The organism is Peribacillus sp. NPDC058075 (assembly GCF_042885195.1).
Lineage (GTDB): Bacteria > Bacillota > Bacilli > Bacillales > DSM-1321 > Peribacillus.
This window is the reverse complement of record NZ_JBHVSL010000002.1, coordinates 345957-371553: the sequence shown is the minus strand read 5'-3', so window position 1 is coordinate 371553 and position 25597 is coordinate 345957. Positions and strand designations below refer to the sequence as shown.

The 25597-nt window shown below is 42.5% G+C and carries 21 protein-coding genes; 17 read left to right on the top strand and 4 right to left on the bottom strand.

All coding sequences use genetic code 11. From position 1 onward, the window contains the following. The first annotated feature begins 395 nt into the window (after nucleotides 1-395). From spoIIID to ACFVS1_RS19465, 7 genes are all read left to right on the top strand, one after another. Entirely contained in the window at nucleotides 396-668 is a 273-nt protein-coding gene (gene spoIIID, locus ACFVS1_RS19495) for a sporulation transcriptional regulator SpoIIID (protein ID WP_034315767.1), read from the top strand. Nucleotides 669-976: 308 nt separating this feature from the next. Further along, nucleotides 977-1978, top strand: a complete 1002-nt coding sequence (mreB, locus tag ACFVS1_RS19490; RefSeq protein WP_352924037.1) for a rod shape-determining protein — start codon at nucleotides 977-979, stop codon at nucleotides 1976-1978. Between the two features lie 279 nt (nucleotides 1979-2257). Then, the gene (locus ACFVS1_RS19485) at nucleotides 2258-3097 is read left to right on the top strand and encodes a flagellar hook-basal body protein (protein WP_387549847.1); all 840 of its coding nucleotides are present in this window, start codon (nucleotides 2258-2260) and stop codon (nucleotides 3095-3097) included. Nucleotides 3098-3151: 54 nt separating this feature from the next. Beyond that, a complete protein-coding gene (locus ACFVS1_RS19480; protein ID WP_387549845.1) occupies nucleotides 3152-3994 on the top strand; it encodes a flagellar hook-basal body protein in 843 nt (280 codons plus the stop codon). 166 nt (nucleotides 3995-4160) lie between these two features. Next, nucleotides 4161-4415: a DNA-directed RNA polymerase subunit beta gene (locus ACFVS1_RS19475; protein ID WP_241589648.1), complete on the top strand. Its 255-nt coding sequence runs from the start codon at nucleotides 4161-4163 to the stop codon at nucleotides 4413-4415. A 128-nt stretch (nucleotides 4416-4543) separates the two neighbouring features. After that, nucleotides 4544-4972 (top strand): 3-hydroxyacyl-ACP dehydratase FabZ, encoded by a 429-nt coding sequence (gene fabZ, locus ACFVS1_RS19470; protein WP_034315755.1) that lies wholly within the window; start codon nucleotides 4544-4546, stop codon nucleotides 4970-4972. Nucleotides 4973-5272: 300 nt separating this feature from the next. Then, complete coding sequence (locus tag ACFVS1_RS19465; RefSeq protein ID WP_387549842.1) at nucleotides 5273-5596, top strand: hypothetical protein; 324 nt, start codon at nucleotides 5273-5275, stop codon at nucleotides 5594-5596. A 115-nt stretch (nucleotides 5597-5711) separates the two neighbouring features. Here ACFVS1_RS19465 and ACFVS1_RS19460 read toward each other — a convergent pair whose 3' ends face one another. Beyond that, entirely contained in the window at nucleotides 5712-6146 is a 435-nt protein-coding gene (locus ACFVS1_RS19460) for a YwpF family protein (protein ID WP_352924031.1), read from the bottom strand. 355 nt (nucleotides 6147-6501) lie between these two features. Between ACFVS1_RS19460 and ssb the strand changes: the two genes are divergently transcribed. From ssb to ACFVS1_RS19415, 9 genes are all read left to right on the top strand, one after another. Continuing rightward, nucleotides 6502-6864, top strand: coding sequence for a single-stranded DNA-binding protein (gene ssb / locus ACFVS1_RS19455; RefSeq protein WP_214744175.1), 363 nt, complete (start codon nucleotides 6502-6504; stop codon nucleotides 6862-6864). Nucleotides 6865-7361: 497 nt separating this feature from the next. Continuing rightward, complete coding sequence (locus tag ACFVS1_RS19450; RefSeq protein ID WP_157831068.1) at nucleotides 7362-8366, top strand: ABC transporter ATP-binding protein; 1005 nt, start codon at nucleotides 7362-7364, stop codon at nucleotides 8364-8366. Beyond that, nucleotides 8347-9315: an ABC transporter ATP-binding protein gene (locus ACFVS1_RS19445; protein WP_241589651.1), complete on the top strand. Its 969-nt coding sequence runs from the start codon at nucleotides 8347-8349 to the stop codon at nucleotides 9313-9315. The genes ACFVS1_RS19450 and ACFVS1_RS19445 overlap by 20 nt, the downstream gene beginning before the upstream one ends. A gap of 42 nt (nucleotides 9316-9357) precedes the next feature. Next, a complete protein-coding gene (locus ACFVS1_RS19440) occupies nucleotides 9358-10974 on the top strand; it encodes an ABC transporter substrate-binding protein (protein ID WP_387549839.1) in 1617 nt (538 codons plus the stop codon). Between the two features lie 115 nt (nucleotides 10975-11089). Continuing rightward, nucleotides 11090-12094, top strand: a complete 1005-nt coding sequence (locus ACFVS1_RS19435) for an ABC transporter permease (protein WP_241589653.1) — start codon at nucleotides 11090-11092, stop codon at nucleotides 12092-12094. A gap of 12 nt (nucleotides 12095-12106) precedes the next feature. Next, nucleotides 12107-13009: an ABC transporter permease gene (locus tag ACFVS1_RS19430; protein ID WP_241589654.1), complete on the top strand. Its 903-nt coding sequence runs from the start codon at nucleotides 12107-12109 to the stop codon at nucleotides 13007-13009. A 207-nt stretch (nucleotides 13010-13216) separates the two neighbouring features. Then, entirely contained in the window at nucleotides 13217-16954 is a 3738-nt protein-coding gene (locus tag ACFVS1_RS19425; RefSeq protein ID WP_387549836.1) for a S8 family serine peptidase, read from the top strand. Between the two features lie 320 nt (nucleotides 16955-17274). Continuing rightward, on the top strand, nucleotides 17275-17436 hold the full coding sequence (locus ACFVS1_RS19420) for a hypothetical protein (RefSeq protein ID WP_283916318.1): 162 nt from the start codon (nucleotides 17275-17277) through the stop codon (nucleotides 17434-17436). Nucleotides 17437-17691: 255 nt separating this feature from the next. Then, nucleotides 17692-18108, top strand: coding sequence for a hypothetical protein (locus ACFVS1_RS19415; protein ID WP_352924025.1), 417 nt, complete (start codon nucleotides 17692-17694; stop codon nucleotides 18106-18108). Nucleotides 18109-18241: 133 nt separating this feature from the next. Here ACFVS1_RS19415 and ACFVS1_RS19410 read toward each other — a convergent pair whose 3' ends face one another. Beyond that, entirely contained in the window at nucleotides 18242-19687 is a 1446-nt protein-coding gene (locus ACFVS1_RS19410; protein WP_387549833.1) for an aminotransferase-like domain-containing protein, read from the bottom strand. Between the two features lie 124 nt (nucleotides 19688-19811). Between ACFVS1_RS19410 and ACFVS1_RS19405 the strand changes: the two genes are divergently transcribed. Then, nucleotides 19812-20420 (top strand): LysE/ArgO family amino acid transporter, encoded by a 609-nt coding sequence (locus tag ACFVS1_RS19405; protein WP_241589658.1) that lies wholly within the window; start codon nucleotides 19812-19814, stop codon nucleotides 20418-20420. A gap of 158 nt (nucleotides 20421-20578) precedes the next feature. On the opposite strand, the gene ACFVS1_RS19400 is transcribed toward ACFVS1_RS19405, so the two are convergent. Both ACFVS1_RS19400 and ACFVS1_RS19395 read right to left on the bottom strand, forming a co-directional pair. After that, nucleotides 20579-23551 (bottom strand): DEAD/DEAH box helicase, encoded by a 2973-nt coding sequence (locus tag ACFVS1_RS19400; protein ID WP_387549831.1) that lies wholly within the window; start codon nucleotides 23549-23551, stop codon nucleotides 20579-20581. After that, nucleotides 23544-25169, bottom strand: a complete 1626-nt coding sequence (locus ACFVS1_RS19395) for a hypothetical protein (RefSeq protein WP_387549829.1) — start codon at nucleotides 25167-25169, stop codon at nucleotides 23544-23546. The genes ACFVS1_RS19400 and ACFVS1_RS19395 overlap by 8 nt, the downstream gene beginning before the upstream one ends. Between the last annotated feature and the right edge of the window lie 428 nt (nucleotides 25170-25597).

The window sequence follows — 25597 nt, the reverse complement described above, 5'->3', positions numbered from 1 at the left end:
TACGAATGACAACAACTGAAAATTTGGTAAAAGGGAAGCCGTTCACTTTGAACGGCTTCCCTTTTTTTCTTTCGAGGAAATATTGGACAATATGCTGAAACCTTTGGATTTTTGACAAATTTCTCGGGAAATAATTTGCTCTTAAGAAAAAGAAAGAGATGAAAATCAGAAATAAATCCAAACCTCCTGTCCCATTAGGCATATATTCTTAACCAAGCTAATAAGATGTTATAAACCATGCAAAGAGAGTGTTTGAGGTGAGGAATCGTTTATTACAAATTATCTAATAGGTGAATAATTCTATCTTTCATTGTTTATAGGGCAGCGGTATTCGATTCGAAAAATACGAATCTCATTTCACACTTCTCACATCCAATCTGGGGAGGTCGAGTGGTGTGCACGATTACATCAAAGAAAGAACTATCAAGATAGGAAAGTATATCGTGGAAACTAGAAAAACAGTCCGCGTCATTGCAAAAGAGTTCGGGGTCTCTAAAAGCACGGTGCATAAAGACTTAACTGAGAGGCTGCCAGAAATTAATCCTGATTTGGCTAACGAAGTGAAGGATATATTGGATTATCATAAATCCATTCGTCACCTTAGAGGTGGAGAAGCGACAAAATTAAAATATAAACGTTCTGAAAGAGAAGAAGAAATCGTTAAATGATACTTGAATCATTCCGGCAATTGGAAGTGAATCGGGCAATCGGGGAATGAATGAGGGGACATGAAAGTGAGTGTCAGCTCTTATCTCAACCTTGACTGCGGTTCCATGCCGGGGTTTTTTTATGGGGAAATGAGGAAACGTAGTACATAAGGCATCGGTTTTTTTTACATATTGGGAAATTAGGAAATAATAGTCTATATTAGTGTTTATTTATAATTCATACTTACTTGTGTCAATGCAATATGGTAAAATAAACAATTAGGACAGAAGTAGGTTATATGTGAGGATATTCAAGGAGGATTTAAGAAATGTTTGCTAGAGATATTGGGATAGACCTTGGAACAGCCAATGTTCTTATACATGTCAAAGGTAAAGGAATTGTGTTAAATGAGCCTTCGGTAGTTGCGATTGATAAGAATACGAACCGTGTTCTTGCCGTCGGGGAGGAAGCTCGTAAAATGGTAGGCCGTACTCCAGGAAACATCATCGCAATCCGACCTTTAAAAGACGGTGTCATTGCGGATTTTGATGTAACAGAATCGATGCTTAAGCATTTTATCAATACATTGAATGTGAAAGGCTTCCTTTCAAAGCCTAGAATTTTAATCTGCTGCCCGACCAACATAACAAGTGTCGAACAAAAGGCGATTAAAGAAGCTGCCGAAAAGAGCGGCGGAAAGAAAGTTTTCCTTGAGGAAGAACCAAAAGTGGCTGCAATCGGTGCCGGTATGGATATTTTTCAACCAAGCGGCAATATGGTCGTGGACATTGGCGGGGGTACAACGGATATTGCCGTTCTTTCAATGGGGGATATCGTTACATCTTCTTCTATCAAAATGGCCGGTGACAAATTCGATAATGAAATTTTAAATTATATCAAACGGAAGTATAAGCTCCTCATTGGTGAACGGACAGCGGAAAACATTAAAATCCAGGTTGCAACCGTCTTCCCTGGATCTCGTAATGAAGTCATCGATATCCGTGGGCGCGATATGGTATCTGGATTGCCTAGAACCATTTCGGTCAATTCAGAAGAAATTGAGGAGGCTCTCCGCGAGCAGGTTTCCATCATTGTACAAGCTGCAAAGAGCGTACTTGAGCGGACGCCGCCAGAACTTTCTGCTGACATCATCGACCGCGGCGTCATCTTAACAGGCGGTGGAGCATTGCTTCACGGGATTGATTTACTTCTTGCCGAAGAGCTTAAGGTCCCAGTACTCGTTGCCGAGCGGCCAATGGATTGTGTAGCAATCGGAACCGGTATCATGCTTGATAATATGGATAAATTGCCACGGCACAAATTCAACTAAAAAGCGGGTGGAAATCCGCATCATAAGATAGGGGTCTAAGGTTCAGACAAACGTGAGGCATAGTGAAAGTGCGTGCAGTTCTAGTACTGATGAGCAATAGGCCCTCTTCTTTTAGTCGAAAATTTAACACCATTCCTTTAAATCTGACCTAGCCTACGATATAGACAAATTCTTCTGCCTAATGCTTTTCCTTTTCCTTAAGATACTGATGTTCATGTCCGATAAGATAGATATGAGAAATTGAACGGGATAAGTTATGTAGATTGAGGAGTGAAGAAGATGTTAAGAGGTTTTTATACGGCTGCTTCCGGGATGCTTACACAGCAAAGGCGCACAGAATTGCTCACAAACAATATGTCCAATGCGAATACAACAGGGTATAAAGCGGATCAAATGAGCGTAAGGTCTTTTCCGGAAATGCTCTTAAGCAATATAGGTGGTAAAACGGTTCCTACGGAGAACAAATTGAGCATGACTAACTTATCTCAGGTTGGAGGGCTCAGTACGGGTGTTTACGTACAGGAGGCGAATCCTTTATTTACCCAGGGTACATTGGAGGAAACTCAGCTTAATACGGATATTTCCTTAGTTGATGAAAATATGCCGATCAATGAAGAAACGGGTCGGCAAGGATCGGTGTTTTTTACTGTCCAGGATGGTGATGGTGCTATCCGTTATACGCGTAACGGCAGTTTCACCCTGGATGGGCAAGGTTATCTGACCACGCCTTCGGGTCATTATGTATTGAACGAAAATAATGAAAAGATCAAGCTTGATAGCGATCAGTTCACAGTAGCGGAAAACGGTGTTATTTTAGATGGAAATGTTCAAACCGCACTTATGGGCATCGGTTATTCGGATGATCCGTCATTACAGCTCATGAAGGATGGGGAAGGCCTATATAAGGCTGTGAATGATGGGGGTTTACCTAGCGCATATGCGGCTGCGGATGTCGGTTTTTCTACTAAACAAGGCTTTCTTGAAGGCTCCAATGTTGACCAATCGAGAACGATGACAGAAATGATGTCGGCATACCGCTCTTTTGAGACGAATCAGAAGGTTCTTCAAGCCTATGATAAAAGTTTGGATAAAGCAGTCAATGAGGTTGGCAGGCTTTAATTGAATTGTAGGAAAAGATGATTTTGGAAATTTGAACATGTAAGGGGAAAAACCATGAATCGGACGATGATGACGGCGGCGAATACGCTGAACCAACTTCAAAGTAAAATCGATCATATAAGTAATAATATCGCAAATGTGGATACGACTGCCTACAAAAAGTCCCAAACGAGCTTCAATGACTTATTGACGCAGAGTTTCAATAATCAACCGAGTGAGACCAAGGAAAAAGGAAGGTTGACCACACCTGGCATCCGGCAGGGAACAGGTGCCATGATAAGCCAATCTCAATTGGTGCTTTCACAGGGAGCTTTAAAGACGACGGATCGCAACCTTGATGTTGCATTCACCCGGGAGGACCAATTCTTCACCGTAAGCGTTCAGGACGATAATGGGGTCAATACAAGGCTTACAAGGGATGGGGCTTTTTATTTAACGCCTAATGCTAGTGGCCAAATGATGCTTGTTACCTCTGCAGGACATAAAATCCTTGATGAAAATGGTGAACCGATCCTCATTGAGGGAAATATTAAAGACATTAAGATTTCGGAAAATGGCTTTTTGATAGTGGATACGGAAGAATATGGCGAAAAGAGTTTTGGACTCGGGATCGTCTCGGTTAGAAAACCCCAATTTCTTGACCGCTTAGGCGGAAATTTACTTGGCCTGCCCAAAAACTTCAATGTCTTGGGTATTACTGAAGACGATATCATGACCCTACTCACAGGAGATTACCGCAACCAGGCAGCAGTCCAACAAGGCACTCTGGAGTCCTCAAATGTCGATCTTTCCAAAGAAATGACGGATCTAATCAATGTTCAGCGGTCTTACCAATTTCAATCCCGAGCAGTAACGATGGCCGATCAAATGAGCGGATTAGTCAATGGAATTCGTTAAGGAATCTGGTAAAAAATGTCTCCCTGCGGAATTAGAGCAAATCGGTTATAATGAATTCATAACAAAGGGAATCATTCGTGCCGAACATTTTGCATAGCTGCTGAATTTCTGGTTTAAAGGGAAAATCAGTCGGCGAGTTATCTTAAAAGGAGCTTTCACATTCTATATGGAACAAAATCGTGTAATGAGACAACAAATTGAAGAAGAGATAAAGGAAGTTGAGGCGAAACCGAACCGGAGAATCAGGGTCCGTCTTTTACCGATTTGGCTTCGTTTACTCATTGTTATCGGATTGATTTTCATTGCTGTATTATCCGGGGCACTATTAGGATACAGTGTGATTGGTGGGGGACATGCAATGGATGTTTTCCAAAAATCCACATGGACCCATATTATTGATATCGTGAACAAGGGCGCGTAGTTCCATGTTTTTTTGTAGTAGTTGCTGTCGTTAGCGGATTTATATTACATGGCAACTACGCCTCTGTCATCATGACAGGGGCGAGTTTACGTTATGTTTGAAATATTTTAGTCATAGGAGGAACAAGTATGCTTGACATCACACAAATAAAGGAAATTATTCCGCATCGTTACCCATTCTTATTAGTCGACCGGATCATTGAAATAGATGAAGGGAAAAGGGCGGTAGGATTGAAGAATGTCTCAGCAAATGAAGAATTCTTTAATGGCCATTTCCCCGATTATCCAGTTATGCCTGGAGTTTTAATTGTAGAGGCATTAGCGCAAGTTGGCGCTGTAGCCGTTTTGAAACAGGAAGAATACAAAGGACGGCTTGCATTTTTCGCTGGGATTGATAATTGCCGCTTTAAGAAGCAAGTAAAACCTGGTGATCAGCTGCGTCTGGAAGTGGAAATAGTGCGTATGAGAGGGTCAATGGGTAAAGGGAAAGCAGTGGCAACGGTAGATGGAGAAACAGCATGTGAAGCCGATATCATGTTTGCTTTTGGTGACAAATAAGAAATTCATTCATTTTCAGTGAAAAGGAAATAGACTTAAATTAACTATATTATTCAAAAAAATGGTTTAAGGAAACGTGAAGCGGTGTATATAAATAGCACACTGCATGCTTTTTAAAGCAAGCGCGGTTTTAAGAACTATCTATTCTCCCTTTGATTGCCGGACATTTTTATGTCCGGCATTTTTTAATGATTAAATTCAAATTAGAGGATTTTCTTTTTAAATTTAAAATTGGACGCAAGTTATTTTCACATTCGGGCAAAATAGCTAATGATAAAGAAAGAAGGGAGGTTGCCAAAAATGATGAAGAAAATTTTTGCACTAATCGGGGGATCTTTATTATCTATTATGTTCCTTGCTGGATGTGGAACAGATAATGATCACAACAACAATAACAATCCCGCACCAGAAAAAGATAACAACATCATGGAAGATGATAACAATGGTACAGATGATAACAACAACGATAACGATGATGGCGTGCTTGATAACGACAATGATAACGACAATGATAACGATGATGGAGTGCTTGACAACGACAAGAATAATGTCGATGATAACGTCGATAATGATGCGGATGACTTGATTAAAGATGCCGAGAAAAAAGGCGACGACAATAAGTAATTAGCAGAATGACAAAGACTGGCTTAGGTAAGAAGAGGATTTGTATCCTTATTCGTCTAAGTCAGTCTTTTTTATGTGCATTTGATTAGGGATGGGAATTAAGGGAAGGGGTTTTTTATTTATTGGTTGCTAATTTAGGCTTTGAGCGGATTTTTTGCTTGAACTCTTTTATTAATTCCTCGCCGACGAGACCCTTTTGAACCAAATCTTCAAGAAGGAGTTCTGCATATTTGCTCCGTGTTTTTTGAATGTGACCAACGAATAGAAGGCTGTAATGGCTGCCAACTTTTCTTATTGTGCGTAGTACAGTGTGAAACAAAGCCGGTTCATTATCCTTGTTGGTAATGACGGCCTGGATATACACCTCTCCGTTTATATCTGGGAGTGAAGGTTCAAGCTCTTTTAAATGATTTTCTTCTACAAAGGCTTCCAGTAACCATGATCTAGCGTCGTTTTCTTTATTTATAATCAATCCATCTGTTAATGCAATATCAATCAAGTTAAAATTTTCAGTTACAATTTGCAACGAGATCAATTTAAATGATTTCATCTAATTCCTCCGTTTCTTGCAAGAAAGAGCGGTAATTACCTCTCTTAACGTAAATTTTGAAATGGTACTTATCGATTAATCCTTTTAAAGGTAATTATATCATACTAAAAAAAAGTCCCTTAATGAAATAAAAACCCAACATTTGTCTAAATTATGAAGGATAGAATAAAAATTTGCAAAATATTAAATTTTGTTAACTTTTGTTTTTTTACCTGATTTTAATTAATAAAAAATGATTTTGCATCAGTTAAACGGTTTTTTATAAAAAAAAATGGTGTAATAAGACCATTTCCTCCATTTTTTAATAAATGGAAGAAGGAGTATGATTAAAGCATAAAGAGGAAGGAGTGAAAAAATGATTAACCAGGTTACCCTCGTCGGCAGGCTTACGAAGGATCCCGAATTAAGATACACACCCGATGGCAAGGCTGTTTCCAATATCACTTTAGCGGTCAACCGGAACTTTCGTAATACTGTCGGTAACTATGAGGCCGACTTTGTACAGTGTATCATATGGAAAAAGTCTGCTGAAAATACTGCTCAATATTGTAAAAAAGGTGCCATAATCGGCATAACTGGCAGAATACAAACCAGGAGATACGAAAATCAGGAGGGTAAATATGTATATGTAACTGAGGTGGTCGCTGAGAGGGTTCAATTCATTGGGTCTAAACAAAATGATGTTAAGCCCAAGGATTTTGAACATATTGGTTTATAGTTTTTGGCATGGCGGCCCGAATCCGGACAGAAGCAAGATTGTTTTCAATAAAATGAGTAGTGGAAAAACCATTAGTGATTTATTCCGACAATAATAGGATCGATCAATTTTAAGCTTATAACATAGGAAACAAAAAAAGTATTTATATGACCATAATGAAAAATAAATAGGCAGAATTTCAGCACTATTTAGTAAAACTTTACAGTAGTATATAGAATTCATTTTCCTCCATTCGTTCCCCAAAGCTAATATAGCTTCTTCCTCGGCTGGAAACCCCGATTTACCCTCAAAAAATCGATTTATCTGTTTCCCCTCTTGTAATGACTGCAATTTTGCAGTCTTTTTTTTTGTGCCAAAAAGTGGGGAAATAGAAAAAAATAAAATATAATTCTGTTAAATTAGAATTTTTAGAAAATATATTGTAATATCTTAATTTTGATGCAATAATAAACCCAATAATATAATTGGAAAAAAAGTTATATATAGGAAGTGATTTGATGGACGAGCCAATTATTAAGGTGAATGGACTGCAAACCAGTTTTCGTACAGACGATGGGGTGATTCCTGTCGTGAATTCAATCGATTTTCATGTCAATCCTGGTGAGGTTTTAGGGATTGTGGGAGAATCGGGATGCGGAAAAAGCGTAACATCTTTGTCCATCATGGGTCTGGTTTCTTCACCGGCTGGTAAGGTGGAGGGAGAAATCCTTTTCAAAGGGGAGAACATCGCAAATGCCTCGGAAGCGAAAATGAGAAAAATTCGCGGGAATGATATAGCGATGATATTTCAGGAACCGATGACAAGCTTGAATCCCGTGTTCACTATTGGCGAGCAGTTGGTGGAGACGCTTAGGATACATAAAAAATGGAACAAAAAACAGGCCCGCCAAAGAGCGGTGGAAATGTTGAAGCTGGTTGGGCTTGGCCGTGCCGAGGAATTACTCGATGAATATCCGCATCAGCTTTCAGGCGGAATGAGACAAAGGGTCATGATAGCCATGGCCATGATTTGTGAGCCGAAACTCCTTATAGCCGATGAACCTACAACGGCTTTGGATGTGACGATTCAGGCACAAATCCTAGAATTAATGAAGAATTTAAATAAAGAAACAGACACGGCAATCATGATGATTACCCATGATCTTGGTGTAGTTGCGCAAATGTGTGAACGTGTCATTGTCATGTATGCCGGCAAGGTAATAGAGGAAGGAAATGTGCAAACGATTTTCCAAAATCCTAAGCATCCTTATACGGTCGGTTTACTTCAATCGATTCCGGATATGCGAATAAAGAAAGAGCGCCTTTACTCAATACCTGGTAATGTGCCAAAACCTGGGACAAGCAACCTCGGGTGCCAGTTTGCCCCTCGGTGCTCCCATGCCATGGAGCAATGTATAAATGAGACCCCGTCTCTATTGAAATTCGATGAGGGTCAGCATGTACGCTGCTGGCTGTATGAAGATGGGAAAGGAGCTGCCTTGCATGAGTCAAACATTGGTTAAGGTAGAAAACCTAAAGAAGCATTTTCCGATTAAAGGAGGAGTTCTGGGAAAGACCATTGGAGAGGTCAAGGCAGTTGATGGTTTGTCTTTTTCCATTTATAAAGGGGAAACTTTAGGACTTGTCGGTGAAAGCGGTTGCGGAAAGTCGACGACTGGAAGATTATTGCTTCGATTGCTTGAGCCGAGTGAGGGTAATGTTTATTTTGAAGGAAAGGACCTGACGGCTTTATCTGCCGGTGAAATGAGAAAGATGCGCCGTGAAATGCAGATGGTCTTCCAGGACCCATTCGCTTCCCTCAATCCAAGGCATACTATTGAAAAAATATTGGAAGAACCGCTCATCGTTCATGGGGTTAAAGATAAAAAGGCACGAAAAGCCCGTGTACAGGAACTTCTTAAGGTTGTGGGCTTAAGCAGTTACCATGCTAAAAGGTACCCGCATCAATTCAGTGGGGGGCAGCGGCAGCGTATTGGCATCGCGAGGGCACTTGCAGTCAACCCCAAACTGATCATTGCAGATGAGCCGGTTTCTGCACTGGATGTGTCGATTCAAGCCCAGGTCTTGAATCTGTTGCAGGATTTGCAGGAAGATTTTGATTTGACCTACTTGTTCATTGCCCATGATCTTGGGGTGGTAAGACATATCTCCGACCGTGTCGGCGTCATGTACCTGGGACATATAGTTGAATTGACGGAAAGTGAAGGACTTTATGAAGATCCGCTTCACCCATATACGCAGGCTTTATTATCAGCCGTGCCGATCCCGGATGTGGAATACAAGGGGGATAGGGTAATCCTGCAGGGAGATGTTCCAAGCCCATCAAACCCGCCCGGCGGCTGTCCATTCCATACGAGATGTCCGAAGGCGATGGCAGAATGCAAAACGGAAAAGCCAATCCTGAATGAACATAAACCTGGTCACTACGTTGCTTGTCATTTATACAATTGACACGACGTATACATAAATTCGCAAATAATAAGGGGGAAGAATATGAAGAAAACTTTGGCATTATTGCTGACTGGTATCCTGGCTCTTTCGCTAGCGCTTGCGGGATGCTCCTCATCTACATCAAAAGAGAAAGATGATGATAAAGGGGGATCGAGTGAAGCAAAGGGCGGCGTATTGATATACGGTAAAGGGGGAGACGCTGTCGGTCTTGACCCAGCTATCGTAACCGATGGGGAATCATTCATCGTCACTCAACAGATCTTTGAAACGCTTGTGAAATATGGGGAAGATGATACGGAAATCAAACCGGGTCTTGCAGAGACATGGGAAGTGTCCGATGACGCAAAAACATATACATTCAAATTGAAAACCGGAATCAAGTTCCATGATGGTACGGATTTCAATGCAGAGGCGGTCGTAAAAAACTTTCAACGTTGGGCACAAAGTAAGGATGAGGGGAAATTTGCATACTATGCCTCCATGTTCGGAGGATTTGAAGGGGATGAAGGCCATGTTATCAAAGAAGTAAAAGCGATTGATGCCAGCACGGTGGAATTCACTTTGAACCGACCGCAGGCCCCGTTCCTGAAAAATCTTGCCATGCCTACATTTGCAATAGCCAGTCCTGATGGAATTGAAAAAGAGGGTGACGATTTCACTAAAAATCCATCTGGTACAGGTCCTTTCAAATTCAAATCATGGAAACCTGGCGATACGATTGAAGTGGTGAAAAACGATGACTATTGGCAAGATGGATTGCCGAAACTTGATGGAATCACATTTAAGGTCATTAAAGATAACTCTGCGCGTTTAAATGCTGTAATCAAGGGTGAAATCGACCTGATGGACGGGTTGAATCCAAGTGATATCAGTAAGGTTACAGGAGATGAAAACCTGCAAATATTCGAACGTGCATCCATGAACGTCGGGTACTTTGCTTTCAATGTTGAGAAAGCGCCATTCGACAAGAAAGAAGTGCGTCAAGCCATTTCGCATTTGATCAACAAAAAGGAAATCATTGATAATTTTTATGAAGGCACAGCAGAGCCTGCCAAGAACCCTTTGCCTCCATCCGTTTCTGGCTACAATGACAAAGTCGAAGACTATGATTACGATGTAGAAAAAGCGAAAGAGCTGTTGAAAAAAGCTGGACTTGAAGACGGATTTAAGATGGACCTATGGGCAATGCCGGTACCGCGCCCATATATGCCTGATGGTCAAAAAGTGGCTGAAGCCATTCAAGCAAGTCTAAAACAAGTCGGCATCGAAGCGAATATCGTTTCATACGAATGGGCTGCATATTTAGAGAAAGTGCAGGCTGGTGAAGCCCAATCCTTCATGATGGGCTGGACAGGCGATAATGGAGATGCGGATAACTTCCTCTATACATTATTGGATAAAGATAATATCGGCTCCAACAACTATGCCCGATACGCAAACGACGAAGTCCATAAACTGCTGATCGAAGCTCAGTCCACGGCAGATGAAGCCAAACGTAATGAATTGTATGGAAAAGCCCAGGAAATCATCCATGATGAAGCTCCATGGGTTCCGCTTGTACACTCTTTACCGCAGTTAGCCGGATCTAAGACGGTCAAAGGGTTTGTTCCACATCCGACTGGTTCACAATCCCTTGTTAATGTATCTCTAGAAAATTAACCGTACGAACCGGGTAGTATGGAGTCTTGCATGCTTCCCGGTTTTGTTATGGAATGCACTTCAAAATGATCGAGGGCACTTCGAAGGACCCTTATTTAAAAGGCGGGTGATTGTTTTGTTTTCCTATACCGTACGACGTTTAGGATCTCTCATTCCAGTGTTACTAGGAATGGCGTTTATTGTATTCATGATGATTCGGGCGATTCCTGGAAATCCAGCACAGGTGATTTTAGGGCAGCAAGCAACGGAAGAGGCAGTCGCTGCAATGACAAAGGAACTTGGTCTGGATAAACCTTGGTTCATTCAATTTTGGGATTACTTATCGGGCCTGTTAAAGGGTGATCTGGGTGTATCGTTAAAAACGAATAGTCCAGTTTCGGAAGAAATTGGGCCATACTTAATGGCAACAATAGAGCTGGCCTTGATCGCCATGATCATCGCCGTGGTCATAGGTGTGAATGCAGGGATAATATCAGCTTGGTTCCAAAACTCATGGTTTGATTATGTTGCAATGGTGATTGCATTGATTGGTTTGTCCATGCCTATTTTCTGGCTGGGATTAATGGAGCAATACATCATTTCAATTCAATGGGATTTACTTCCGACGACTGGGCGGGACAATATCAGGGATCCCGTTGAGGCCATAACCGGCCTGTATTTGATAGATACACTCATGGCTGGCAGGGTTGATCAGTTTTTCGAGGTGATCAAACATCTTATTTTGCCGGGGATAGCGCTTGCGACGATTCCGATGGCGATTATTGCAAGGATGACACGTTCGTCCATGCTGGAAGTTATGAGATCGGATTTCATTCGTACGGCTCGCGCTAAAGGAATGAAAATGTTTTGGGTTGTTTACAAGCATTCCTTTAAGAATGCCTTGATTCCAGTTGTGACGGTTATCGGTCTGCAGACAGGATTACTTTTAGGCGGCGCCATATTAACGGAAAATATTTTTGGATGGCCAGGTATCGGTACATATATTTATGATGCAATCCTATCTCGGGATTATCCGGTGATACAGTCCGGAATTCTCGTCATCGCCTTTTTGTTTGTCATGATTAATCTAGTTGTGGACTTGTTGTACGCAGCGATTGATCCTAGGATTAAGTATAAATAGGGAGGGAAACTCATGCCTGAAATAGCAACGAATACTTCGCCAATCCTTCCTCCAAAAGAGGCAGAGGAAAAAGTCATCTCTCCCTGGAAGGAAGGCTGGAAAAGCTTTAGGAAAAATAAGGTAGCCATTGTGGGTCTGGGGATTGTTTCATTTTTCATCTTGATCGCCATCTTCGCGCCCCTTATAGCACCTTATTCATTTGAAGGGCAAAAGCTAAGTGATAAACATTTGGCCCCGTCTGCGGAGCATTGGTTCGGAACCGATGAATTTGGCAGGGATATTTTGAGCAGGGTCATTTATGGCTCGCGCATATCAATAGGGGTCGGCTTCTTATCTGTTGCCGGATCTGTCGTGGTTGGGTCTTTTTTGGGGATCATTGCCGGTTATTACGGCAGGTGGATAGATACGATCATATCGAGGATCTTTGACATTATTCTGGCCTTTCCAAGTATCTTGCTTGCCATTGCTGTCGTTGCCGTTTTGGGGCCCTCCCTTCGCAACGCACTTATTGCCATAGCCATCGTCAATGTTCCGATATTCGGACGGCTTTTACGTTCACGGGTCTTAACGGTGAAAGAAGAGGAATATGTAACGGCTGCAAAGGCAATTGGAATGGGGGATGGCCGCATTCTCCTTCACCACGTCCTTCCGAATAGCCTTGCACCGATTATCGTTCAAGGTACCTTGGCGATTGCAACTGCCATCATTGAGTGTGCAGCACTCGGCTTTCTCGGTCTCGGTGCACAGCCGCCAGCACCAGAGTGGGGGAAAATGCTCGCCGATTCCAGGGCGTTCATCATTCAAGCACCATGGACGGTTCTTTTCCCTGGGCTTGCGATCATGCTTACGGTACTCGGCTTTAACCTAATGGGGGATGGGCTGCGCGATGCCTTGGATCCAAGAATGAAAAACTAGAAGTAAAAGGGTGATGTTAGTTTAACATCACCATCTTTTTGTCGTTTATCTTGTAAATCTATAAAAATATGAAAAATAATAAAAAAATCCTAGTTCCAAATAGGAAAATAGTGACTATTACCCCTTAAAATCACCCCAAAAGTTGTGATACTTTTATACTCAGTAAGAATATTCCAAAAATTACTTATTTTAGAGGAGGAAAGTTCATTGATTAAACGCAGCTTGTCCATTCTAGCAATCTTTCTATTAGTATTTACTGCAAGCGTTTCCGCAGCCAAGCTCCCAGATCCCCCGACAGGCTCGGGCGGTGCAGGTAAGAAGAATCAGGAAAGTATTATAAAGCTGAAGAAAAATGATTCGGGGAAGAAATACAAAAGCAATGAGAAGGTCAGGGTCATCGTAGAGATGAAGGATGCCCCGGCAATAGAAACAGCTTCGAAAGAAGGGAAACTTTTTAAACAGTTATCAAAAATTAAGAAACAACAATTAAAATCCGAAAAGCTAGCTAATCAGAAGAAATTGAAAAAAAAGGTAAAAGAGAAAAAAATAGCTTTCAAGGAACTTGAAAGTTTTACGACAGTCGTCAATGGGTTCAGTGGTGAACTTCAGTATGGTGAAATCAAAAAGGTGGAAGCCATGCCTGAAGTTGCTGAAGTACATATTGCGAATGAATATGAACGTCCTGTAGAAAAACCCGAGATGCTTTATAGTAAAGAACTTGTCCAAGCCCAGGAAGCTTGGCGGGAATATGGATATAAAGGGGAAGGGATGGTTGTCGGGATTATCGATACTGGAATCGACCCATCTCATCGTGATATGGTCCTGAATAATGAGAATAAGGCAGAACTGACTGAAAGTGAAATAAGCGGGATGAAGGAATCTAGCCATCTATTAGGCAATTATTATACGGCGAAGGTACCTTATGGATACAATTACATGGATGAAAACGAAGAAATCCTCGACCTTGGTGAAGGGGCTTCCATGCATGGAATGCATGTAGCAGGTACGGCTGGTGCCAATGGAGATGAAGAGAACGGCGGCATTAAAGGGGTTGCTCCTGAAGCCCAGCTGCTTGCTTTAAAGGTCTTCGGGAATGATCCTGACATGCAGTCAACATGGGGCGATATATACATTAAGGCGATTGACGATGCCATCATCCTTGGGGCGGATGTGCTGAATATGAGCCTTGGCTCCACTGCAGGTTTTGTATCGGCAGAAGATCCGGAGCAGCAGGCGGTATCCAGGGCTGTTGATAATGGGATCCTCATGTCGATTTCAGCAGGAAACTCGGCCCACTTTGGAAATGGATTTGCAAACCCATCGGCCTCGAACCCGGATATTGGCGTTTCAGGTTCACCTGGGCTTGCTTATGATTCTGTTCAAGTGGCATCGGTAGAGAATAACTATATGGATTTGGATGCAGCGACGTATGATATAAACGGACAAGCAGGTAAAGCTCCGTTCATGTCGGCTTCAAGCGTACATCCCAATGCTTTGAAGGTTAAAACATATGACTTGGTGGCTGCAGGGCTTGGGAAGCCGGAGGAGCTTTCCAAAGTGGATGTTAAAGGGAAGTTCGCCCTCATCGAGCGCGGTACGCTTTCTTTTATTGAAAAGGCGCAAAATGCCCAGGCAGCAGGAGCGGCAGGAGTCATCATTTACAATAATGCTGACGGATATATTTCCATGGCCACAGATTCAAGCATCACCATTCCTCAGCTTTTCATGTTGAAATCGGATGGTGCAAAGCTGAAAGCAGCCTTAACGGATGGTGAAAAGGTGAAGGTTACCTTTAATGGTGATAAAACAAAAGCTGTAAATCCAGAAGCAGGGAAAATGAGCTCATTCAGTTCATGGGGAGTCGCACCGAACCTGGATTTCAAACCGGAAATCACGGCTCCGGGCGGACAAATTTATTCAACGCTGAACAACGATGAATATGGTATGATGAGCGGAACTTCGATGGCGGCACCACATGTTTCCGGCGGTTCGGCACTGGTTCTTGAACGAGTGGATAAAGAATTTAAATTAAACGGATCTGCCCGGGCTAATTTAGCGAAGAACCTGATGATGAATACCTCAAAACCATTGACGGATCAGGGTGTCGTCAATAAGGCCTTTGACTGGGAAAACCCTTACTCGCCTCGCAGGCAGGGAGGCGGGGTCATGCAGCTGAATTCCGCATTGTCCACACCTGCTGTCGTGACCGAGGCATTCACGAAAGAAGCGAAGGTTGCAATGAAGGAGATCGGCAATAAGTTCTCCTTTACTTTAAAGGTTGAAAACTTCAGCAACAAAGCGGTCAAGTATGATGTAAAAGGAAATATCCAAACAGACTATGCAATCCAGGGACAACTCGGTTATGCCGCTAACGAGCTGGAAGCACAGGAAATTAAGAATGCTTCGATTAAAATCAATAATAAAAGCACAAATAAGATTACCGTTCCTGCAAAAAAATCGGTTACATTGGAAGTGAAAGTTGACATATCCGATGCAAAGGTACTCGGTGATGACCTGCAGACTCTTGTAGACATTGACGAGGTCTTTCCAAACGGATATTTCGTTGAAGGGTTCATTTCGTTGAAGGATCCAGCCGATACGAATCCGGAACTGAATGTACCGTATGTAGGATTTAAAGGGGAGTGGGACAAAGCCCCGATCCTGGATGGAACTAAATATGACAAAGAGTCCTTCTATGGTATGGCAGGAGGAGTTTCTACAGCAGGTGAAGATTTCACTTACCTTGGCTATGACCCTGCGGGGAAAACATTCAATGGCAAAAATATTGCGATTTCCCCAAATGGTGATGGTGCACAGGATGACTTCGTGCCTGTCCTATCATTCTTAAGGAATGCGAAAAAGGTAGAATACAATATATTGAATGGTGAAAACAAATCAATCCGGAAACTTCGCACAGAGAATAATGTACGTAAGGACTATTATGATCGCGGACAAGGGACCGCATACACCCTGGATCCAGCCCGTAAATGGGACGGTAAAATCAATCATGCACTCGCCAAGGATGGGGTCTATTATTTTGAAATCAAAGCGATGATAGATTACGAGGGTGCGAAATGGCAGACGTTTAAAATGCCTATCAAAGTCGATACGGTAAAGCCGACAGTCAAGATTTCGAAAAAAGGCAATGTATTGACCATCCAAGGCAAGGATAATTTGAATGGTTCAGGGCTTGCTTATTACGATGTACAAGTCGATGGAGCATCCATCATGGAAGAACCGCTCCCGGCGAATGCGAAACAATTCACCCTGCCTGATGTAAAAGGGGAAAAGGTTCAGGTTGTGGCTATTGACTATGCAGGTAATGAAAAAACGGCTGAAACCGAATTAGCAAGCGATTCGGCTCCAATCGATAACCATGCACCAGCTGTTAAGATCAAGAGCCCTGAAGCCTTGAGCGTGAACAATAAAACTAAAATTAAAATAACTGGAGAAATTGAAGAAGCGTCGGAAATAACGGAATTTAAAATCGACAATAAAACGGTACCTGTAACGTATAACAAGACGAATAATAAATATCAATTCTCATATGAAAAGAAATTTGCGGATGGTGTCCAAAGCTTCACGGTTAAAGCAACCGATAAATGGGATAACACGGTTTCCTTTAAACGGACGATCATGGTCGATACAACAAAGCCAGGGTTAAAAGTTAAAGGTGTGCCGGAAACTGTGGGAGCCAAAGGAAAGAACCCAAAAGTGGACGTGACGGTAGAGGATAATTTCGATGAAATCCGCCTTTATCTGAACGGAAGCGAAGTATTCTATCATGAATTCAAGGAACCATACAAAATGCGTGCCTACAAGAAGAAGATAGAGGATTTGGAGCTGAAGCTTAAAACAGGCAACAACAAGATTGAATTTAAGGTGACCGATCTTGCAGGAAATGAATCGAAGAAATCCTTTAACATCAATAAAGCTAAAAAATAATGAAAAACAGCCCTCTTATCCAAGAGGGCTGCAGTTTGTACAAATAATTGATTTTACCTACTGTTTTTTTGAGGGTTTGTACAATTCGATCGTTGATTTCCACTCCAGGCACTCGCTTTCCGCGGGCGGCCCGGGAGCCTCCTCCGGCGCTCTTTGCCCCTGCGGGGTCTCCCTTGGACAAGCTTTTCCAGCAGGAGTCTCGTACCTTCCGTTCCAATCGACTGAAGATTATAGGGAAACTCACTTTTCTTCATACAAAATGGAGTTCGGAATGGACGACCCCGAACAATGATAAATAAAAGAAGAATTGGTTATCCTTCATGAATTTATACCTTTTAATATGGAATGAAACCCTCATTAAATTGAAGGAATTTGCGACACTCCTGCCGAATTACTGGCTAGCCGAGACACCACAGGCGCTTGCGCCGAGGAGGCTTGGCAGACAGTCGGCGGAAAGGGAACGGATTTCTGAAATCAACTGAACTTTTTAAATGAAAAATTGCAGGCAAACTCGCTTTCTTCGTATTTGTCTACAGTTTGAGCCCTCTTTTCCAAGAGGGCTGTTTTTGTATAATAAGATCTCCCAAGCATGGATTTGATGCTATGAAGCCGTTTGCTGCGTTTTCACCGTGCAAATATGGAAATCTATTAGTGAGGAAGTTTTTTCATTATTCGGCAGGTATATCGAACAGGATAAAAGAATTAGGTATAAAGAACCTGTAAAAAGGAGGGTATGTATGAATTTTAAGAAGAAATCCAGCAATACAGTAGGTAGTCTTGGAATTACAGTGAAATTCGAAAGGAAAGGAAGCGAAAGGTCATATCTTACAAAACCGAGTTTCTTTGATGCGCTTCAGCACGTCCATTCTCCCTTTGAAAAGGATCCCCGTTCAGATTCACCTTATCAGGATTTTCCTCTATGTCAGGAGGTAACCCTTTCTTTTTTTGAAGAAGGTGCAAAAACATCTATTAATTATGACCCCCACCAAGAAAAAATCATCATTGAGGAAAGTTCAGAGACATATCAGCCGAATAAGGGTGAAGCGCTTACTGCAATCCTCGACCATATCATGATCAATCATGGCTATTACCATTCTTTTTTCATTATCCAGCAAAAAGGGCGGAACGTAAAAGTGAAAGCTGCTACACCATGAAATCCCTAACATTATTCGGCAGGACGTTGTAAGGTATGAGATTTCCGAATAATTCATACGAAAAGTTACTTTACTCAATAAGGATGGAGCTGCCACGGCAGCTCCATTAATGCGTCTCCAATCCTTCAAGGTGTCAAACCAACCGCCGAATGATCTTTGAAAGGGTTTGGATGCCATAAGCTAATTGTTCCTTCGAGGCGTATGAATATGAAAGCCGTATATGTGTATGGTTATTTGGTTCGTATATATATCCCGGATTAAGAAGTATGTTCTCCTTTATCGCTTGCTTGAAAAGGGTTGGATTCACGATGGGTTTACATAAGTTTAACCATATGTAAAATCCGCCTTGAGGTATTTGCCATTCTGCCAGTCCCTTAAAATATTGATTAAGAAGAGTTAATGTAAAATCTCTGCGTCCTATCAACTCATGCCTTAGCCACTCTAAATGCTTTGAATATTGCCCATTTGCTAACCATTCTGCCACAAGGTGCTGGGAAAGTGCACTTGAACCGTAATCCATTTGCATTTTAATGTCCGCTAAACGTTCAATCACAGTTACTGGGCCAGCAATCCATCCGATACGCAATCCAGGGCTTAATGTTTTGGACATGCTGCCAATATGCAATACAAGGCCGTCCTCATCAAGGGATTTTAATGGAGGCGGTGGTTCATTATCAAACCACAAATCACTATATACGTCATCTTCAATAATCGGGATCTGTTCCTTTTTGCATAGTGATAGGAGGTTAAGTCTTTCTTCTTTTGACCATGTAGTATTCGTTGGGTTGTTAAATGTAGGTACAGTATAAAACAGTGACGCTTTCTTCCTTCCGTTGATGTGCTTTATTTGTGTCGGGATACTTTCCCGGCCCTGTATGGTTAAACCTACTAAGTGCATGCCCGCAGATTGAAAAGGGTGAACGGAATTTAAATAGGAAGGGGATTCATGTAAAATCATCGCTCCCTTTTGAAGTAAACCAACTGATATCAACTGGAGTGCCTGAAGCCCGCCAGAAACGACCATGAGGGAGCTGGGACTCGCGTTGATCCCTTTTGTTTCTAAATAAGCACTTATACATTGACGAAGTCTCTTATCACCCTTGGGTTCGGAATAGCCTAAAGAGTGGGCATCAAAAGAAGTGGACCGCAACGTCTTTTCAATTTGTTTTGCAGGCAATAGAGTTGGAGATAGTTCGCCCGTGCCTAATCTGATGATGGCAGTGTCCGTTTCATACTGGTTAATGTCCTGAATCGTTTTTAAATTAGGTTCATGAAGACCATTCCGGACATAGTTTTTCCAGTCGGGCTGTTTGCCGGAGACGAGCACATTCCATGTATTATTGGAAACGAATGTGCCGGACCCAACCTTGGTTTCCAATAATCCGTCTGCAGTCAACTCATCTATGGCTGTGATGATGGTACTTCGGTTTACGCCGAATGAATCGGCCAATGAGCGTTGTGATGGAAGCTTGGTACTAACTGGCCATTCACCTCGTGTAATTTGTTGTTTGATCCAATCTACTATTTGCAGGTGAAGGGATTGGCTGGAAGTCCGGTTTGGTCTCCATTCGATAAACATACGAAAACTACTCCTTTCTTGTTCTATATTCTTTAAAAATTGGTTGGTTTGAATACCAACCAATTGGATGGTCAATTCCTTTGTTTTTTTCATTATACTGAATTTGAAGGAAGGGAGTATTCGTATGGGGCCATTTTTTCATGGATTATTATTGGCATTAGGGTTGATACTTCCGTTGGGAGTGCAAAATGTATTCATTTTTAATCAAGGAGCAATCCAGCCTACAATAAAAAAAGCATTGCCAGCAACGATAACAGCTGCAATTTGTGATACAGTGCTCATTTTGTTAGCTATTTTAGGTGTATCGTTGGTTGTCATGCAATATGATTGGTTGCGCCTTACATTAATCATAATCGGAGTTATATTTTTATTGTATATGGGATTTCAGATTTGGTTTGCCAAATCAAACTCACAGTCAGGTGCCCAATCCATGCAGATGTCGACCAAAAAACAAATTGTATTTGCGCTATCCGTATCATTACTGAATCCGCATGCAATCTTGGATACGATAGGTGTAATCGGTTCGAGCTCACTTGTTTATTCAGGAAAAGATAAAATGATTTTCACCGCAACATGCATCTTTGTGTCATGGTGCTGGTTCCATGGATTATGTCTTGCGGGACGATTGCTGAAAAAGGTTGATACATCCGGGAAATTCCTTAGAATATTAAATAAAATTTCTGCAATCATCATTTGGATCACAGCTCTTTATATGGTTAAATCGATTTTTTGATAAAAGACATGTATTGAACACCTGGCTATACCAGGTGTTCAATACAGTTACAGGACGCTTATGTATAAAAAGGGGAATGCATATCGAATGGCATTCCCCTTTTTTACCTTATAAGTTAACAACCTGCCCTCATTCATCTTCAGATCGTGAGAGTGGGTTTATTGAAGAGCAACCAGGTCCTTGATTTCCTCTGTGGAAAGTTCGGTGATCCAGTTGTCACTGCTGATGATCTCGTCGTTCAGGGCTTGCTTTTTATCAAGCATCTGGTCGATTTTTTCCTCCAGGGTCCCTGTGCAGATTAGTTTATGAACGTGAACGAAACGCTGCTGCCCAATTCGGTAAGCACGGTCGGTGGCTTGATTTTCAACAGCTGGGTTCCACCAGCGGTCATAGTGAATCACGTGGTTGGCTTCTGTAAGATTAAGCCCAGTGCCGCCTGCTTTCAACGAGAGTATGAAAATAGGGAAATCCCCATCTTGGAATCGGGTGATCATTTCATCACGCTGCTTCTTGTTCGCACTCCCATTCAGGAATGGCACTTCAAAGCCATATCGTTTTTCCAGCAACTCTTTAATCATATTGCCCATTCCGATATATTGTGTGAAAATGAGACAGCTTTCATCCTGTTCGCGGACAGCATCGATAAGCTCGGTCAGCTTCTCGAGTTTGCCAGATCGGTTAGGTGCCTTCATGATGTTTTCCTTTTCCATTTCTTTTAAGTAAAGAGCTGGATGATTGCAAAGCTGCTTTAGCTTATTCAGCATCTGGAGGATGATGCCTTTTCTTTCAAAGGCAGATAGTTGTTCGATATCAGTGAATGTATCTTTAATCAGTTGCTCATACAACGATGCTTGCTCGGTGGTAAGCGGTACGAATTCCTTTTGTTCTTGCTTATCCGGAAGATTAAGAGCGACTTCTTTATCACGCTTTGTACGGCGAAGCAAAAATGGCTGTATCAAACGCTGTAATTCCTTGATTTTATCCTTCTGATCATCACGTTCGATGGTCGCTACATATTTTTCCTGAAACTGACCTAGCGTTCCGAGATAACCTTTGTTGATGAAGTCGAAAATCGCCCATAACTCACTTAAACGGTTTTCCATCGGCGTACCCGATAGGGCGATATGATGTCTGCCATTTAGCTTGCGGACCGCTTTGGATTGCTTCGTTTGGGCATTCTTGATGTTTTGTGCCTCATCAAGGATAACACTGCTCCAATGGATGGAGGTCAGTTCATCCATATCTTGGTGGGTCAGTCCATATGATGTTAAGACAATATCATGATCAGCTGCCAGTTTAGTAAATGCCGCACCTTTTGCACGATTCGATCCGTAGTGTAGGTGAACTTTAAGTGATGGAGCGAATTTTTCCAATTCTTTTTGCCAGTTGCCAAGTACCGAGGTCGGGCAGACGATGAGCGCGGATTGTACAGAGACGGATTCGGGGACAGTGGTAATGACCTCACCCTCATCACTGCTCTCTGCGCTGCTATCCTCTTCGACGATGATCGGTTCACTCTTTTGTTCATCCCTAGGGGCTGTGGGCAGCTCTTTACCGGCCCTTTCTTTGCCTTTAACATGAAGGAGGTAGGCAATCATCTGGACGGTTTTACCAAGTCCCATATCGTCGGCTAGACAAGCACCAAAGCCATGCTCCCTTAAAAACAGGAGCCAGCTCATGCCCAGTTTTTGATAGGGGCGTAAATCACCTTGAAGTGCATTAGGGACGGGCAGGATGGATATGTTTTTGGTTTCCCGGAGCCTTCCCACCATTTTACGGAGCTCCTGGTTCAATTCAAATTGAATCCGGAGCATTTCATCGTTTTCAGAGTCGCCATCGCCATCTTCATTTACGCCATTCAACAGTTCCTGCTGCAGCAAGTCAGTCAGTTGGATGCCTTTTTCATTGGCTGTTTCCATCAGCTCCTGAATTTGCTTAATGAAAGCAGGATCAAGCTTGACCCATTGGCCGCGGATGAAGACAAGCCGCCTTTTTTCATTGACGAGCTCCTCGAACTCCGCCTCAGTGAGCTCCTTGCCATTTAATGAGAACCGCCAATCAAAGTCCATTAAAGCTTTTAACCCGACATAAGATGGGCCGCGGTTCGATTGGCTCTTCACTTTCGCCTTGACCTTCAATGAGGACTCCTTCAAGGCAAGCCACCACGATGGAAGGAGAATTTCGACGCCAAGAAACAGGAGCTTTTCGCTTGCATCGGTCAAGAACTCCCATGCATCCGTTTCTGAAATCTCCCTTTTAAGACGGCCATTCTCCCCAAGCCATGGCACGACGAGTTGCCAGCGTTTCGTAGCACGCACCACATCACTTGCATACTTATTCCAGCCGCGCGGCAGTTTTTTTCCTGTATATGTTTCAATGATATTCTCATCCCTTTTAGAACGAAGGGTAACATCGAGTATCCAAGGCCCGTTGCCATCAGGAGGCTCAGTTAAACGGAGACCTATAGTGAATGGTTTGGGGTCGGGCAGGGTGCCAAGCCATTCCTGCCAGCTGTTTTTGTCAAAAAAGGCTTGCAATTCTTCGGGAGAAAGCCGTGTATCCTTTAATGCCCCGACGGCTTCACTCCATTTATGCTGCATGGGTGAATAGTTTTTTAAATACATATTAGCTGCACCGTTATACCATTTTTCGATAAAAGTACGGTTGGTTTCCAGTTCAGGTGAAGGAAGGTCCAAAGATATTTCTTCTTCCCAAAAGGAAGGGACGAATTCCTCTTCCACTTCTTCCGGCAGCTTCCAGCCGATGGAGTCCAATTGAAGATTGGTGAAATCCGGTACGGGGATTCCAGCTTCAATGGATTCATGAAGAACGGGCGCTGCAGACAGGCAAAGGGAGGATATCTCGGACCATTCCCATTCTATGAAGGAGTTGAAGCTTTCCCTCGCAAAAAAATTGAGAAGTCCCCAAGCGTCAAGAATGAATACTTGATTTCCATCCACTATATCCGTAGTCATTTTCGTGCCATAAAAGCTTGCGTCATCCCAATTGAATAACAGCCTGCGTATATAATTCGTAGTGAGGAAGGTATTCTCTTCATTGACGACACCAAGGGCGTAAGTTCCGTTTTCGAGAGCCGCTATTTTGATTTTTAATTTCCCTGGATTAAACATCGATAAGCTTACCCCTTTTTAGTTCTTCTTGGAAAGCGCGAAGCCGTTTAGTCGAATCTGCTACATAAAGTATATAACGTTCGAATACGTCTTCCTTTTTGCTCTTTTTATAGATGGTGCGCATCCTTTTCAAATAACGGACAGCTTGCTTATAAGCGGGCCGATTTTTCAAAGAAACTTTTTCCTGGACCGCATGATAATAAAGGGGCAGGATCAGTTCTGGTTCTTTTGAGACCACTTCTTTGATGGATTCACTGCTGATTAAGTCAATGCTGATTTCAGAGTAAATATGCATCTCCACCCACTTTTTATATTGTCCTTGTTCAAAAAGGAAGTTTGCATAGTTCCAATAGCTGTGCGGAAGGGTGGCCCTGTAAAATTTCTCAAGCAAATCAGTCCGTTTTAATTTATAACAGCAACTGTTAATTAAAGTCGTAAAGGTCCGGACGAAATCCACCCGTTTATAATAATCGGATAAACCGGCAAGGAACTCCTGGACATTATTATTGATGAATTCAATGAAAGGGATAGCCCGTGCCCGGTTGTCGGATTCAGCCAGGAGATTCAGCCAATAAAAAATGTATGGACAGGCTTCTTTCTTCAATTCATGAAGAAGCCCAATCGCTTGTTTATCATGGTTCTCCAAAAGTGATAGGTGAATCGCTGCGAGGGAATAGGACGTCCTCTCTGTGGTGCCCATATACTTCTCGGGAAGTTCTTTATTGATTCGTTCCAGTTCCTCTTTACGCCATGAGGAGTTGGAGAATAAGTAGCTCCATATCTCACGGTAGAGGTCGATCTTTTCGTATTCCAGGCCTTCTCCTCCATCCAGCAGTTTAGCTACATCTTCCTTGATGCTGAAAACGAAGGGATCAAAGGCGAAGGGCCTCGCTTGCCTGCTAAGCGGCTGTACCGTTTCATGAAGCTCCTCTGCAAGGTCGACGGCAAGTGCATAAAAGACCCGGATCGTTTGCGTCTCACTTTTATGCAGCTGAATCATTCTCAGTGTCTGCTGCATTGTGCAAAATTGGGTGACGAAATGATAAAGCAATTTCCATTCCCTTTCCATTGGAGCTTTTGAACTAAGGCGTTTAAAGTAAGTTTGTATGTGATTTTCAATCATATAAGCAGCCTCACCTATATGAGGCTCGACATGTTCAGCAAATGCATCATTCACGAATTGCTTCCATGACGGATAGCTTTTATCTAAGATGATGGATTTCCCTGCCGCCTGTTTAAGTAATTCACTTGCCGGTTTCACTTGCTGCAGTGCTTGGGCCGTTGAGGTGTTTTTTGGTGCTTTCCAATCGCTCAGCCATTCGGAAACACTGGCGTGTTCAGAATATGCAGAAAAGAAAACGGCCATTTGATGCCGGCAAATGAACCTTGAATCACATGTACAGCTTCCATCCTGAGGGAAGAGCAGATTCAGCCTGGCCTTAAAGCGTGTAACATCCTGTACCTCAGCCGCAATCGTATCCGCCGCTTCTTCTTTAATATCAACGAGCCCCTGACGGTATAACTGGAGCCCTTGATTCACCACATCCGAATCTTCTGGATCCCCGGCCACCAAAAATTCCGCCAGCCGCTCCCCCACTAACAACAACTCCCGCTCCATACTCTCCTCCTTCAGGGACAAGCCCTGTATACCAAAATTATATTTTTGTATGATCATGAACCATCAGTTCTTTAACTTATCGTAATCCCGCCTCGGTTTACCGAGGAATTACATTCTTGGGCCATGCAAAGTTCCAACCCGAAATCAAATGCTGGATTATGGCTGTTCTCTTTACTTTCTAATTCATGTAACCGAAAAAAACATCTCTGCTTCTAGCCGTATATTCATAAAAACCTTGTAAAAGTCAATATCGTCAAAAATTCCCTTGAATATAAGCGGTTTGGATATAAACAGGAATAACTGACAATCACTTTAACCTGCCTCAAATCCTTCATCCTCACCGCGCTTCACGATACCAAGTGATGGGGGATGAATCTTTTTTAAAATTACTTTTTTGAAGCATCTCTTTATTATACTTCATTTTGGCT

Coding starts and splice junctions, on each gene's coding strand:
- ACFVS1_RS19415 (WP_352924025.1), top strand. CDS start 17,692: ATGAATTTTAAGAAGAAATCCAGCAATACAGTAGGTAGTCTTGGAATT.
- fabZ (WP_034315755.1), top strand. CDS start 4,544: ATGCTTGACATCACACAAATAAAGGAAATTATTCCGCATCGTTACCCA.
- ACFVS1_RS19465 (WP_387549842.1), top strand. CDS start 5,273: ATGATGAAGAAAATTTTTGCACTAATCGGGGGATCTTTATTATCTATT.
- ACFVS1_RS19460 (WP_352924031.1), bottom strand. CDS start 6,146: ATGAAATCATTTAAATTGATCTCGTTGCAAATTGTAACTGAAAATTTT.
- ACFVS1_RS19450 (WP_157831068.1), top strand. CDS start 7,362: ATGGACGAGCCAATTATTAAGGTGAATGGACTGCAAACCAGTTTTCGT.
- ACFVS1_RS19410 (WP_387549833.1), bottom strand. CDS start 19,687: ATGTTTATCGAATGGAGACCAAACCGGACTTCCAGCCAATCCCTTCAC.
- mreB (WP_352924037.1), top strand. CDS start 977: ATGTTTGCTAGAGATATTGGGATAGACCTTGGAACAGCCAATGTTCTT.
- ACFVS1_RS19400 (WP_387549831.1), bottom strand. CDS start 23,551: ATGTTTAATCCAGGGAAATTAAAAATCAAAATAGCGGCTCTCGAAAAC.
- ACFVS1_RS19480 (WP_387549845.1), top strand. CDS start 3,152: ATGAATCGGACGATGATGACGGCGGCGAATACGCTGAACCAACTTCAA.
- ssb (WP_214744175.1), top strand. CDS start 6,502: ATGATTAACCAGGTTACCCTCGTCGGCAGGCTTACGAAGGATCCCGAA.
- ACFVS1_RS19440 (WP_387549839.1), top strand. CDS start 9,358: ATGAAGAAAACTTTGGCATTATTGCTGACTGGTATCCTGGCTCTTTCG.
- ACFVS1_RS19395 (WP_387549829.1), bottom strand. CDS start 25,169: ATGGAGCGGGAGTTGTTGTTAGTGGGGGAGCGGCTGGCGGAATTTTTG.
- ACFVS1_RS19475 (WP_241589648.1), top strand. CDS start 4,161: ATGGAACAAAATCGTGTAATGAGACAACAAATTGAAGAAGAGATAAAG.
- ACFVS1_RS19445 (WP_241589651.1), top strand. CDS start 8,347: ATGAGTCAAACATTGGTTAAGGTAGAAAACCTAAAGAAGCATTTTCCG.
- ACFVS1_RS19420 (WP_283916318.1), top strand. CDS start 17,275: ATGAATTTATACCTTTTAATATGGAATGAAACCCTCATTAAATTGAAG.
- ACFVS1_RS19405 (WP_241589658.1), top strand. CDS start 19,812: ATGGGGCCATTTTTTCATGGATTATTATTGGCATTAGGGTTGATACTT.
- ACFVS1_RS19430 (WP_241589654.1), top strand. CDS start 12,107: ATGCCTGAAATAGCAACGAATACTTCGCCAATCCTTCCTCCAAAAGAG.
- ACFVS1_RS19485 (WP_387549847.1), top strand. CDS start 2,258: ATGTTAAGAGGTTTTTATACGGCTGCTTCCGGGATGCTTACACAGCAA.